Annotated in this window: 13 protein-coding genes; 10 read left to right on the top strand and 3 right to left on the bottom strand. The window is 51.0% G+C overall.

Translation table 11 applies throughout. The features are described from left to right. Positions 1 to 19: 19 nt before the first annotated feature. The 3 genes from HMPREF3201_RS03715 to HMPREF3201_RS03705 all read left to right on the top strand — a co-directional run bounded on the left by HMPREF3201_RS03715 (position 20) and on the right by HMPREF3201_RS03705 (position 2,878). Positions 20 to 277, top strand: coding sequence for an HPr family phosphocarrier protein (locus tag HMPREF3201_RS03715; RefSeq protein ID WP_062411799.1), 258 nt, complete (start codon positions 20 to 22; stop codon positions 275 to 277). A gap of 21 nt (positions 278 to 298) precedes the next feature. Further along, the gene (ptsP, locus tag HMPREF3201_RS03710) at positions 299 to 1,930 is read left to right on the top strand and encodes a phosphoenolpyruvate--protein phosphotransferase (protein ID WP_062411798.1); all 1,632 of its coding nucleotides are present in this window, start codon (positions 299 to 301) and stop codon (positions 1,928 to 1,930) included. A gap of 135 nt (positions 1,931 to 2,065) precedes the next feature. Continuing rightward, positions 2,066 to 2,878: a basic amino acid ABC transporter substrate-binding protein gene (locus tag HMPREF3201_RS03705; RefSeq protein WP_062411797.1), complete on the top strand. Its 813-nt coding sequence runs from the start codon at positions 2,066 to 2,068 to the stop codon at positions 2,876 to 2,878. A 117-nt stretch (positions 2,879 to 2,995) separates the two neighbouring features. Here HMPREF3201_RS03705 and HMPREF3201_RS03700 read toward each other — a convergent pair whose 3' ends face one another. Next, positions 2,996 to 3,286, bottom strand: coding sequence for a hypothetical protein (locus HMPREF3201_RS03700; protein WP_062411796.1), 291 nt, complete (start codon positions 3,284 to 3,286; stop codon positions 2,996 to 2,998). A gap of 172 nt (positions 3,287 to 3,458) precedes the next feature. Between HMPREF3201_RS03700 and HMPREF3201_RS03695 the strand changes: the two genes are divergently transcribed. Further along, on the top strand, positions 3,459 to 3,845 hold the full coding sequence (locus HMPREF3201_RS03695) for a winged helix-turn-helix transcriptional regulator (protein WP_062411795.1): 387 nt from the start codon (positions 3,459 to 3,461) through the stop codon (positions 3,843 to 3,845). 130 nt (positions 3,846 to 3,975) lie between these two features. Here HMPREF3201_RS03695 and HMPREF3201_RS03690 read toward each other — a convergent pair whose 3' ends face one another. Then, positions 3,976 to 5,379: a sodium:solute symporter family protein gene (locus tag HMPREF3201_RS03690; RefSeq protein WP_062411794.1), complete on the bottom strand. Its 1,404-nt coding sequence runs from the start codon at positions 5,377 to 5,379 to the stop codon at positions 3,976 to 3,978. 451 nt (positions 5,380 to 5,830) lie between these two features. Between HMPREF3201_RS03690 and HMPREF3201_RS03685 the strand changes: the two genes are divergently transcribed. From HMPREF3201_RS03685 to HMPREF3201_RS03660, 6 genes are all read left to right on the top strand, one after another. Then, entirely contained in the window at positions 5,831 to 6,793 is a 963-nt protein-coding gene (locus tag HMPREF3201_RS03685) for a bile acid:sodium symporter family protein (protein WP_082709388.1), read from the top strand. Between the two features lie 28 nt (positions 6,794 to 6,821). Beyond that, the gene (gene panC, locus HMPREF3201_RS03680) at positions 6,822 to 7,667 is read left to right on the top strand and encodes a pantoate--beta-alanine ligase (RefSeq protein WP_062411792.1); all 846 of its coding nucleotides are present in this window, start codon (positions 6,822 to 6,824) and stop codon (positions 7,665 to 7,667) included. A 103-nt stretch (positions 7,668 to 7,770) separates the two neighbouring features. Then, positions 7,771 to 7,989 (top strand): hypothetical protein, encoded by a 219-nt coding sequence (locus tag HMPREF3201_RS03675; protein WP_062411791.1) that lies wholly within the window; start codon positions 7,771 to 7,773, stop codon positions 7,987 to 7,989. 28 nt (positions 7,990 to 8,017) lie between these two features. After that, positions 8,018 to 8,698: a DUF6803 family protein gene (locus HMPREF3201_RS03670; RefSeq protein WP_062411790.1), complete on the top strand. Its 681-nt coding sequence runs from the start codon at positions 8,018 to 8,020 to the stop codon at positions 8,696 to 8,698. A 124-nt stretch (positions 8,699 to 8,822) separates the two neighbouring features. Next, a complete protein-coding gene (locus HMPREF3201_RS03665) occupies positions 8,823 to 9,530 on the top strand; it encodes a response regulator transcription factor (RefSeq protein WP_062411789.1) in 708 nt (235 codons plus the stop codon). Continuing rightward, entirely contained in the window at positions 9,517 to 10,671 is a 1,155-nt protein-coding gene (locus HMPREF3201_RS03660; RefSeq protein WP_062411788.1) for a sensor histidine kinase, read from the top strand. Before HMPREF3201_RS03665 ends, HMPREF3201_RS03660 begins: the two co-directional genes overlap by 14 nt. A 59-nt stretch (positions 10,672 to 10,730) precedes the next feature. Here the strand turns inward: HMPREF3201_RS03660 and HMPREF3201_RS03655 are convergent, their stop codons facing one another. Beyond that, positions 10,731 to 13,406 (bottom strand): heavy metal translocating P-type ATPase, encoded by a 2,676-nt coding sequence (locus HMPREF3201_RS03655; RefSeq protein ID WP_062411787.1) that lies wholly within the window; start codon positions 13,404 to 13,406, stop codon positions 10,731 to 10,733.

Raw genomic sequence — 13,406 nt, 5'->3', positions numbered from 1 at the left:
TCCTGAAGGAGGAATTTTCATGAAAGAATTTGAATTCGTTGTAACCGATCCCCAGGGTATCCATGCTCGTCCGGCTGGCCTCTTGGTTAAAGAAGCTAAAAAATTTGAATCCAACATCAGTGTCTTCAAAGGCGCTCGTAAAGGTGATTTGAAAAAAATCTTCACCGTCATGGCTTTAGGGGTAAAGCAGGGTGAAGCCATTAAAGTACAGGTAGAAGGCGCTGACGAAGAACAGGCAGCAAGTGCTGTAGAAGCCTTCTTGAAGGAAAACTTCTAAGATTTTTGAGGGGGAAAGCAGATGCTGACGTTAAAAGGTAAGAGTGTCTTTTCCGGTATCAGTATCGGACCGCTGGCACTGTTTCATCGCAATACCATTTCTACTGCCGTTCGACCGATTGAAAGTGTCGATGTAGAATTGGCGCGTTTCCAAAAAGCGCGTGAAGAAGCGATGAGCCAGCTGAAAGACTTATATGTTAAAGCTGTAGACAAAGTCGGTGAAGAACAAGCGGCTGTCTTTGAAGTTCATCAGATGATGCTTGATGACGATGACTATGTTGAAGGTATTGAAACAAGAATCCGCGAGGAAAAAATGAATGCTGAAGCAGCTGTTGATCAGACTGCTCAAGAACTGGCTGAGATGTTCCGCTCCATGGACGATGCCTATATGCAGGCCCGTGCAGCCGACGTTCTCGATATTTCCCGTCGTGTAGAGCAGCAGCTCAGCGGCGGCCCGGGGATTGATTTCAGTAACTATGATCAGGTTATCATTGCTGCTGACGACTTGGCACCGAGCGAAACGTTACAGCTCGATACGGACAAGATCCTTGGCTTTGTTACGTCAGCAGGCAGCACCAACTCGCATACGGCTATCTTAGCCCGTACCTTGGGCATTGCCGCTGTCGTCAGCACAGGGACTCAGCTCCACAATGACGTTGACGGCATGATGGCCGTCATTGACGGCACGACAGGGGACGTGTACATCAATCCTGATGAAGAAACGTTGGCCCTGATGAAGAAAAAACAGAAGGAAGAAGAACTGCGCCTGACGGCTCTGGAACAAGTCCGAGGCGTCCCGACGGTTACCAAAGACGGCAAGAAGATCAATCTCTTTGCCAATATCGGCAACCCGGGCAACCTGCCCCAGGTCTTGGCCAATGATGCCGAAGGCATCGGCCTCTTCCGCAGCGAATTCCTTTATTTGGAAAGCAGCGATTATCCGACGGAAGATCAGCAGTTCGAAGCCTATAAACAGGCTGCCGAAGCCCTTCAGGGCAAGACGGTCGTCATCCGTACTCTCGATATCGGTGCCGATAAAAAGGTCGATTATTTCGACCTCGACCCGGAAGAAAATCCGGCTATGGGCATGCGTGCCATCCGTATCTGCCTGAGTCGCGTCGATTTGTTCAAGACACAGCTTCGCGCCTTGCTGCGTGCCTCGGCATTCGGTAAGATTGCTATCATGTTCCCGATGATTATTTCCGTCTGGGAAGTACAGCAGTGCAAAAAGATCTTGGATGAAGTCCGCCAGGAATTGGATGCCAAAGGCATTGCCTACGATAAGGATATGGAAGTCGGCATCATGGTTGAAACGCCGGCGGCTGCCGTCATGAGTGAAGAACTGGCACACGAAGTCGACTTCTTCAGTATTGGTTCTAACGACTTGACCCAGTACACCCTGGCTATCGACCGTCAGCAGACGAAGCTCGATACCTTCTTTGATCCCCATCATCCGGCTGTCCTGAAATTGATTCAGATGACCATTGAAAATGGCCATAAAGCCGGCATTTGGGTTGGTATCTGCGGCGAACTCGGTGCCGATCTGACCTTGACGGAAACCTTCCTGCGCATGGGCGTAGATGAACTGTCGGTCAGCCCTCCGGCTGTACTGCCGCTTCGTGAAAAAGTCCGTTCTTTGGATCTCAGTAAATAATATATCAAAGCGTTGCTCCTTTGGGGGCAGCGCTTTTTTGTTATTTTAGCCAAATACCCCTTTACTTTTCTGTATAAAATGGTATAATAATAAAAACAAATTTAATTTTTATTCATTTTAAATGGAGGAATTGGCATGGATATGAAAAAAATGGGTACTGCATTACTGACAGGTGTTTTGGCGGCGTCACTCTTGGCAGGCTGCGGCAGCAGTCAAAAAGATGCGGGAGATGCCAATAAGCCCCTTCGTGTCGCTACCAATGCGACCTTCGTTCCTTTTGAATTTAAAGACAGCGATCAGTCGGCCGAATACAAAGGTTTTGAAATGGATTTGATCCGTGCCGTAGCCAAAGAAATGAATCGCGACGTCGAATTTAATAATATTGCTTTTTCGGGCATCATCCCCATCATCCAGCAGGGCGATATGGATATTGCCGCCACGGGGATGACGGTTACGCCGGAGCGGGCCCAGAAAGTTGCCTTTGCAGCCCCCTTCTATGAATCGAAATTGGTCATCTTAACGCCGAAGAACAGCGGAATCCATTCTGCCGCCGACCTTCAGGGGAAACAGATTGCCGTCCAAATCGGGACGACAGGGGCTAAATACGCTGAAGAACAGGGCTACAATGTCAAGCAGTTCGATAATAACTCGGAAGCCATCATGGAACTCCAGGTCGGTGGTTCTCCGGCAGCGATCATCGATAAACCAGTTGCTGATTATTTCCTGACCCAGGACGGGAAGGATAAATTCGACGTCATCGATATCAGCAATACGAAACCGGAATACCTGGCCTTTGCCCTCAATAAGGACAACAAGGAACTCTTGCAGCAAGTAAACGAAGCTATGGAAAAATTGAAGAAGAGCGGCGAATTCCAGCAGATCTATAAAAAATGGTTTAACACCGATATGCCGGATCTCCCGACCAGTGCCGATGCTGTCCTTAAATAAGGTGCCGTAAACGACAGTCATCTTCTTGTTTACAATCGTTCAGATATAAAAAATAAGCAGTCCTGTAAAGGGCTGCTTATTTTTTGTAATACCGGTATTTTTAAAATTTGTGTTAGCTTAGGCGACGGTATAGATTTTTACTTCCGGATCTTCGGTCCAAAGGGGCTGAAGGCCGACGAAGACGTCGTTTTTGAAGAGGTCGCTGGAAAGATAAGCCTGGGCGTGTTCGGCACTGTCAAAACCGTGGAGTACCTGTACGTCTTCATCGCGAATGAGGAGATCCTTGGTCAAGGCGCCTTCGATGGTGGTCAAGAAAGGCTGGCGGTAATCGGTATACACTTTAGCGGCTGCCGGACGATTGGCGGCGTCGATTTTCATGGTAATTTCTAAATAAGCTTTTACGTTCATGGTATGTTCCTCCCTTTCGGTTTTCTGTGAGCTCTTCTTCATTATAGTATCCATACTCGGGGAAGAGAAGATATAAGCAAATTTATAAGTCACTATTCATTTTCATAGTAACTTGAAGGGATAAAAGAGAGCTACTATAATAAAATCAGAATAGAGAAAGGTGGCGTGAACCTTGTATAAGCCTAAATTAGAGAAGGATATCCGATGTCCTCTGGAATATGGCCTGTCTGTCTTTGGCGGCAAATGGAAGTCAAGGGTCCTCTGTGTGCTGGCCGAAAAGGGACGGCTGCGCTACAGTTCGGTCCGCCGTGAGATGGCCAATATTACCGATGCTGTCCTGGCGGCGACGCTGAAAGAATTGATGAACGATGACATGATTGAGCGTAAACAGTTTGATGAAATTCCGCCGCGGGTTGAATACGGTCTGACTGAAAAAGGACGCTCGGTCGTACCCATCCTTCAAACGATCTGTGAGTGGTCCGGCGCGTACCATAAAACGGATAATGAAAATACGATGAGCCAATGCCAAACATGTGATTATAATCGACAGTTCGATTGATGAAGCGGAAGTGTCTTACAGATTGGGCCTTCTTTATCGGGTAAATAAAAGGGAAGCATCCGTAGCGGGATGCTTCCCTTTTGTCGTTATTATTTTAAATGCTTTCCGGCAGACTTGGGATTTACGGAGGTTATTTTAATTCCGGCATTTTAATCGGCGTCTTATCGACGAGACGGACGATCAGTAAGGTGACGATGCAGATGACCCATTCAAAGTAGATGACGTGTGGGAACAGGCGGACGGCCGGGCATAACTGCCAGAGTATGAGGCCGGCGATGCCGACCAGGGTCGTCCAGAAGGCCGTGTTTTTCCGGCACAGGGACGGGGCAAAGAGGGTGCATAAAAAGACCAGGGTGAAGGCTGTCGTCAGGCTCAGACCGATGAGCATGACCTTTACGATGCCGACGGCATAGAAGGCCATGAGGAGGGTTACAGCGCCGATGATGACGATGATCAGGCGGTTGGCTTTGACGTAGGTCATATCGGACATATTGGGCTTGATAAAGCGTTTAAAGACGTCTTGTGAGATGAGGGTACCGGCGCCGAGGAGGATGGTGCAGGCCGTCGATACGTCGGCTGCCCAAAGGGCCGCTAAGGTCATGCCCGAAGAGAAGGGATCGAGGCTCATGATGATTTGCGGCAGGGCCAGGGTCGGATTGATATCCGGGAACTGGGCTTTGGCTGCCAGGCCTAAGATAGCTGACAAGAAGCCGATGGGGAAGATGAGCAGGCCGCCTAAGATAAAGCCTTTACGGGCCTCTTTGGCGCTTTTGGCGCCGCAGGCGATCTGTACCGGCCCCTGGGCGGTGATAGCCTGGGTGGTCATGACGATGATCCAGCCCATGAGGACGGCAAAGGACAGGCCGCCCATGGGCGAGAACCAGCTGAAGTCCGCTGCTGGCAAGGCGGCGTTGATGCCGCTGATGCCGCCGTCGCGGAGGAGGATGCGGATAAGGGAATAGAGGATGCCAAGGTAAATGACGGTGACGCTGAGGATGTTGGACAGGCCCGACGACCACAGGCCGCCGATGGCCGTGATGCCGACGAAGACGATGGCGCTGGTAATCATGCCGCCCTGCATGGAGAAGATATCCGGCATGAGGGTATGCAGAATGGAACCGCCGGCGACGTACTGCAGGGAGGTGATGCAGAGCATGATGAGGGCCAGGCCGATGACGCTGATGATACGGGCTTTTTTATCGTAACTCCGTTCAAAGAGTTCGGGAATGGTCGTACAGTTCAAGGACCGGTATTTGCCGGCAGCGACGAAACCCATGACGATGGCCCCAATGGCCCAGGCGGCATTGTACCAGCCGGCTGCCAGGCCGATTTTTACGGCACTTTCAGCGACGCCGACGGTAGAAGCAGCGCCGACGGCCATGCCGGTAATGCTGACGGCGACCAGACCCGTCGAAAATTTACGGCCGGCGAAGAGATATTCCGTCGGATTTTGGCTGGCCCGATGTTTGACATACATGGAGATGGCAAATAGTAAGATGATGTATAAGATGACAATAGCAAGTTGAATCGACATTTTCCTTGTATCTCCTTTTTAAAGTTATTTTGCAACACTAGTTCCTCACAAGGGAACAACGTGTGACAAGAATTGGTAATATTATAAGATAGAATGATGAAAAATACAAGGATTTTATCGATGAATCGCCCCCTTTTTCGGATTTCGCAGGGACCATTGCATGAGACGCATAAATATGGTATGATACGGCCGAGGCAAAAGATAGCATCACGCAATGTGAGTTATACTTTTTTTATGTCTACTTATCGATTCATTATCTGCTTGGATCTGATTCAGACCGAGACAGGAAGGATTGCTCATCATGGTATGGCGGCACGGCAATAGGCGTGTTTTTTTACGATATATGTCGGCCCTACGTGACGTTTGCAGATACGCACACCTTTCAGTCCGCGCTGAAGGGTGTTTTTTTATGTCCTTTTGCCCCAAAATTAAGACAGGAGGTATAGATTTATTGAAAAAGTGTTGTGATTTTCTGGTCAGCAACATGGCCGTCTTCGTCGTCCTCATCGGCGTCGTCGGAGCTATCTGGCCCTGGACGCTGCAGTGGGCAGCACCCTATGTCGGCTGGCTCTTGGGGATCGTCATGTTCGGCATGGGCATGACCTTGACCGTAGCCGACTTTAAGACCGTTTTTAAACGGCCGTGGGAGGTCCTCATCGGCGTCTTTGCTCAGTTCTTGATCATGCCTTTGGTGGCCTGGGGACTGGTCCGGATTTTTGCCCTGCCGCCGGAACTGGCCATTGGTGTCATCCTGGTAGGCACCTGCCCGGGCGGAACGGCATCAAACGTCATTTCCTATTTAGCTAAGGGCGATGTCGCCTTGTCGGTATCGATGACCATGGCGACGACGTTATTGGCTCCCATCGTCACGCCGGCCCTGACCTGGTTCTTGGCTGGCGCCTGGATTCATGTTTCTTTCTTGTCGATGATGATTTCTATCGTGCAAATGGTCCTGGTCCCGGTCATGCTGGGCTTAGGGGTTCACCATTTCTTTGCCCGCGGCGTCGAACGGGTGCTGCCGGCCATGCCCGTCGTGTCTGTCGTCACCATCGTCATCCTCGTTGGCTGCGTCGTCTCCCTCAGTGCGTCCCGCCTCTTTGATGTCGGCCTCTTGATGGCGGCTATCGTCATCCTGCACAATGGCTTCGGTCTGGCTCTCGGCTATCTCATGGCCAAACTGTTTCGCCTCGATTCGCGAAAATCCCGGACCGTGGCGATCGAAGTGGGGATGCAAAATTCCGGGATGGCGGCATCCCTGGCCGTCATGTACTTCAATCCGGCAGCGGCCATTCCCGGTGCTATTTTCAGCGTCTGGCACAATATTTCAGGGTCCCTCATCGCCAATTACTTCTCTCGCCGCGATGAAAAGGGTGAAGGGACAAGTGTAAAAGAATCGACTGCCCATGCGGCATAATCTCATTTTATGAAGGAGTTTTATTATCATGAAAATTTTCCGTACTGTCAAAGAAATGCAGGCTTTTTCCCGTGAACAAAAGAAGGCCGGTAAGGTCATCGGTTTGGTCCCGACCATGGGGGCCCTCCATGAAGGTCATCTGACGCTCATGCGGACGGCAAAAGCGGCTTGTGACGTCGTCATCGCTTCGGTCTTTGTCAATCCGACTCAGTTTGGTCCTAATGAAGATTACGATGCCTATCCGCGCCGTTTCGAAGAAGACTGCCGGAAACTCGAAAGCGTCGGCGTCGATGCCGTCTTCCATCCGGAACCGTCGGAAATGTATCCTAAGGGCTACTGCACCTATGTCAACGTCGAAGGCGACATTACGCATAAGCTCTGCGGCGCTCAGCGGCCGATTCACTTCCGCGGCGTAGCCACCGTCGTCACCAAATTGATTAATATTACTGGTGCCGATGAAGCCTTCTTCGGTCAAAAAGACGCTCAGCAGGTCGTCGTCGTCCGCCGTTTTGTCAGCGACCTCAACCTGCCCGTCCATATCAACATGGTCCCCATCGTCCGTGAAGAAAGTGGTCTTGCTCGCAGTTCGCGCAACGCCTATATGTCCGATTCCGAAAAAGAAGCGGCCCTGGTCCTCTCCCGGAGCCTGAAAAAGGCCCAGACTGCCTATGACGGCGGCGAAAAAGATGTAGAAAAACTGAAAGTCATCGTCACGGCTGAAATTGAAGCGGAACCGATGGCCTCCATCGATTATGTCGACCTCTTCTCCTTCCCCGACCTCGAACCGATTGAAACTGTTTCCGGCGAAAGTCTGTTGGCCATTGCCGTTCGCATCGGTAAGACCCGCCTCATCGACAACATCATCTTGAAATAAAAATCTTTATATTTTCTTGACATTTCCTCCATAGATTTTTCGCACCTTTTTGGTATACTCTAACCATAGAAATGATGATGATTTTCTTTAGGAGGTTATATCTATGAAAAAGAAGGTATTGCTCGTCGTAGCTGCAATTTCCGTTATGGCAGGTTTCTCCGCCTTTGCGGCCAATTCAAATTCTTCAGACCAGTATGATTCTTCTTATTACAACAATGGTTATTACTGTCACGGCAATGGCTATTATAGTGACAATGGCGATGGCTACAACGATGGCTACTGCCATGGCCCGTACATGGGCCATCATGGTTATCAGAGATAATCGTTTGTTTTAAAAGGGGGAAGTAAATATGGTAATGACTCATTACATGGAGCTCTTGTCGCTTCATTCACCGTGGTTTTTGATTCTCTTCATGCTGGTACCGATGGTATTGGCGGAAACGATTTTGGCCTCCGGCGCCTTTTCCTTGCTGTATAAAGATCATCGCAGCGAAAAATGGGACAGCCTGAGCCACATCTGCGGTATTATTCTCGGCGTATTCTTCATCATTGCGACGGTATACATCGTCACGTCCTACGTACCGACCATTCAGTGGCGCGGTCCCATCGACTACGTTTCCATTTGGGCTTACGTCCTGGGCGTCATCCCTGCTGTTTTGATTCTCTTACAGGAATTGGGGATTATCTTCAAGAACCAGGATTCTACGGCTAAGATCAAGAATCATATCGTGCTCATGATTCTCTTCGTCCTGTTCACCCACTTGGCTATGGTATTCGGCATGGCCAATCCGACGCTTGCCGGCTACGTTCCGACTCAGCAGGATATGCAGATGCAGCATGGCAACATGGATATGAACATGCCTATGGATCACAGCCAGATGAATCATGACCAGATGAGCAATGGTCAGATGAACCATGATCAGATGAATCACGACCAGATGAGCCACGGTCAGATGAGCAGCGATCAGATGAACAACAACCAAATGAACCACGACCAGATGAATCACGATCAGATGGATTCCAACAAATAAGGCTCCGTGTATAGTCATTAAGAAAGGGCTGTCGCTTTTGCGGCAGTCCTTTTTTTGATGGGGTCGCTCCGGTAGGGGTCATATGGTACAATAGAAACAAAGAAATTTTTGGAGGTGAGCCTTTTTGCGTACCAATTCCATTCTTATCGTAGATGACGATGAAAAGCTTTGTACCCTGCTCCAATCCTATTTTGAGCAGGAGCAATTTATCGTTTACGTCGCCCATGACGGCCTGGCGGCCTTGAATATACTGCGGAACCAGAAGCCGCAGATCATGCTGCTTGACCTTATGATGCCCGGCATAGACGGCTTTGAGGTCTGCCGTCGGACGCGGCAGTTCAGTGATATTCCCATTATTTTCCTATCGGCGAAAGATGATGAAACGGATCGTTTGGTAGGGCTCAATATCGGCGGTGACGACTATGTGACCAAACCTTTTCATGTAAAGGAAATCATCGCCCGCGTTTACAGCTTGCTGCGCCGTACGCGCGGCGAAGTCCTGCAGCAGACGACGTCTTATATGATCCGCGACCTGGTCATTGACAAGGAGAAGTTCACCGTCCTGCGAAACGGGCAGCCCATCGTGCTGACGCCGACGGAATTTAATCTCTTGGAAGTCTTGTCGGCTTCGCCGGACCGCGTCTTCAGCCGCATGCAGCTCATGGATAAGATACAGGGCGGCTACAGCTTTGAAGGCTATGAGCGAACCATTGATACGCATATTCGCAATCTGCGCAAGAAGCTCGAACCCAATCCGGCACAGCCTACGTATATCCTGACGGTGTACGGCATCGGCTATAAATTTGTAGGAGGCGGCCATGAAGCGGTCTGACAGTATCGTTATCCGCCTGACGGCGTTGGTGTTTATCCTGTTGTTTTTGACGATTGCTATCTTGCTTATTTTAGTCAATAATCAGATGAACAACCATTTTTCCCAGTACCTCACGAATATGTCGCATATGATGGGAAATTCCCAGATGGGCATGGGAATGGGCAGTATGCACGGATCGATGCACGGTCCGGCCGAGAGTACCTATATTTCGGCCGTCCACCAGTCACTATTGTGGGTCGGCATTGGCATGATCGGCGTCAGTGTCGTCGTCAGTTACTTTGTCGTCCGGGAAATCATGAGGCCCTTGTCGACCTTGACCGGTGCCGTCCAAAAAGTCCGGACCGGTAACTACGGCCAAACCGTATCGGTTGAGCGGCACGATGAAGTCGGCGTCCTGACCGAGTCCTTCAATGAGATGTCAGAAGAACTGGCACGAAATGACAAGATGCGGCGCCAATTGTTTGCCAACATTGCCCATGAACTGCGGACGCCTCTGGCCATCCTTCAGGGCAATTTAGAGGGTATGATCGACGATATCATCCCGACGGATAAAAAGATTCTCTTATCCATGGCCGACGAAACGGTGCGCATGGGACGCCTCATTCAGGATCTCCGTGACTTGTCTCTGGCGGAAATCGATGAATTGACCCTTCATAAAGAAAAGGCCGATATCAATGTGATGCTGGAACGGGCGGTCAGCATGCTCCAGCCCTTATGTGACGAAAAATCACTGACGGTCCGGCAACATTTGAGTCCCGACCTGCCGTCTCTTTTTATCGACGTCGACCGCATCAATCAGGTCATCTATAATTTACTGAATAACGCCATTCGCTATATCGATGAGGGCTGTTCTATCACCGTATCGACCATGGGGGTTACCGTAGAGGGCAAGCCCTATGCCCAGGTACAGATTGCCGATACGGGAAAGGGCATTGCTCCCGATGATTTGGACCATATTTTTCAATACTTCTATCGCAGCGAACAGTCGCGCAACCGTAAGAGCGGCGGCAGCGGCATCGGCCTTGCCCTGGCTCAGCAGTTTATCCGCAGTCACGGCGGCAATATCTGGGTCGACAGTACCGTTGGTAAGGGGACGACCTTTACCTTTATTCTCCCCTTTTCGCAAGACGATCCCCGGTGAGATTTTTAGGCAGAAAAAGGCCTCATCCGATTTTTCGGATGAGGCCTTTGGCGTATCGTTTATTTTACTAATTCATAACCTGCGTCGGCAATGACCTTGGCAAAGTCGTCCATGGGGATGTCTTTGCTGAGGGTGACGTCAGCTTTTTTACCTTCTAAGTCGACGGTAACGGCCGTGACACCGTCCATTGCGGACAAAGCTTCATGTACGTGATTCTGGCAGTGCTGGCACATCATGCCTTCGATTTTCAGTGTTTTTTCCATCGTTTCATCATTTCCTTTCTGAGGTTCATTCGAAACCGTTGTTTTATTTTCAGCAGTATGATCTGCGGAAACGGAAGTTGTAGCTGCGACGGCCGCTTTCGGTTCTGCGGTGGTAACAGCGGGCTGGGATGTATTGATACGTGTTTCACGTGAAACACGGGAACTGTGCGTCGTTTGGAAGAAACGCAGGCGCAGGGCGTTCATGCAGACGGTAAAGCTCGACAGGCTCATGGCAGCGGCGCCAATCATCGGGCTGAGGCGGATGCCGAAAGCCGGGTAGAGAAGACCTGCTGCTAAGGGAATGCAGATGACGTTGTAGAAGAAGGCCCAGAACAGGTTTTCCTTAATGTTCTTGATGACGGCCTTACTGAGGCGGATGGCGCTGACGGCGTCGAGAAGGTCGCTGCGCATGAGGACTGCGTCAGCGCTTTCGATGGCGACGTCGGTACCGGCCCCGATGGCCATGCCTAAATCGGCTTTGGCAAGAGCCGGGGCATCGTTGATGCCGTCGCCGATCATGGCGACTTTATGGCCTTCTGCCTGAAGGGCAGCGATGTGTTTTTCCTTATCTTGCGGCAGGACGCCGGCAATGACCTGAGGGATGTGGAGGCGCTGGCGGATGGCTTCAGCTGTACGCTGGTTGTCGCCGGTCAGCATGACGACGTTGATGCCCATTTTGGCAAAGTCGGCAATGGCTTCGGCACTCGTTTCTTTTTCGACGTCGGCGACGGCGATGATGCCGATGATTTCTTTTTCATTGGCAAAGAGGAGCGGTGTCTTGCCGTCGTCGGCCAAGGTGTTGAGGTTGGCCGTAATGGCAGCCGTATCGATGTGGACTTCGTCCATGAGGCGGGTGTTGCCGGCATAATAGGTCTTTCCATCGATGACGGCCTGGACGCCGCGGCCAAAGAGGGCTTTGAAGTCACTGGCTGTCTTGCCCGTGAGGTTGTGATCGGCGGCATAGGTCGTAATGGCTTCGGCCAAGGGGTGTTCGCTGCCTTTTTCAAGAGCGGCAGCTAAGGTGACTAACTCTTCGTCACTGCCGGTAAGGGCGATGATATCGGTGACTTTCGGGCGGCCTTCGGTAATGGTACCGGTCTTGTCCATGACGACGGTGTCGATGGCGTGAGCCGTTTCCAAGGCTTCACCGGACTTGATGAGGATGCCGTTTTCAGCACCTTTCCCGGTCCCGACCATGATGGCAACCGGTGTTGCCAGGCCCAAGGCGCAGGGGCAGGAGATGACCAAGACGGCGATAGCCGTCGAGAAGGCGAATTCGGCGCTGTAGCCGAAGACGAAGTACCATACGATACCCGTGATTAAGGCGATGGCGATGACGGCCGGTACGAAGTAGCCGGAGATGGTGTCGGCCATCTTGGCGATAGGCGCCTTGCTGGCGCTGGCTTCGTCGACGAGCTTGATGATCTGGCTGATGGTCGTATCGGAGCCGACGCGCTGGGCTTTGATGTGGATGAAGCCCGTTTTATTGATCGTAGCCGACGTGACCTTGTCGCCAGCCTGTTTTTCGACAGGAATACTTTCACCGGTAATGGCCGATTCGTCGACGCTGGTTGAACCTTCGGAAATGATACCGTCGGCCGGGATGCTTTCGCCCGGACGGATGACGATTTCATCGCCGACGACCAATTCTTCGACGGGGATGACCGTTTCGATACCGTTGCGAAGGACCGTAGCCTGTTTCGGTGCCAGATCCATCAGTTTTTCGATGGCTGTGCTGGTCTTGCCTTTGGCGCGGGCTTCGAGGTATTTGCCGATGTCGATGAGGGTGACGATCATACCGGCTGATTCAAAGTACAGGTTCATGCTGTACTGCGAAACCAGGGCCCAATCGCCGTGGCCCATGCCCCAGCTCATGCGGAAGATGGCAAAGACACCGTAGACGGCGGCCGCCATGGAGCCTAAACCTACCAGGCTGTCCATGTTCGGCGCCCCTTCAAAGAGGTTGCGGAAACCGTTGATATAGTACTTGCGGTTCAAGTACATGATAGGAAGAATCAATAAGAACTGGGTGAAGGCGAAGGTAATGGCATTTTCCGGACCATGGAACACATAGTGGATGACGTTCGGAATCGGCAGGCCGAACCATTCATTGAACATGTGGTACATGGCGATGTACATGACCGGAATCAAGAAGATGATGGATCCGATAAGGCGATGTTTCATCGATTTCATTTCTTCTTTTGCCAAGTCAGAAGCGCTCTTTTGCGGAGCTCCTCCAGAAGCGGCGGCATTTCCCGTATCTGCCGGGCTGGCACCATAGCCGGCGTCGACGACGGCTTTGATGATATCTTGCTGGCTGACGACGTTTTCGTCGTAGTCGGCCTGCATGCTGTTAGTCAATAAGTTGACGCTGGCTTTATCGATGCCGTCCAGCTTATTGACTGCTTTTTCAACACGAGTTGAGCAGGCAGAGCAGCTCATGCCGGTAATGGTAAATTTTTCGTGTTTCAC

The sequence above is a fragment of the Megasphaera sp. MJR8396C genome (assembly GCF_001546855.1).
GTDB lineage: Bacteria > Bacillota > Negativicutes > Veillonellales > Megasphaeraceae > Megasphaera.
Note: the sequence above shows the minus strand (reverse complement) of the source record. Positions and strands in the feature narration are given on the sequence as shown.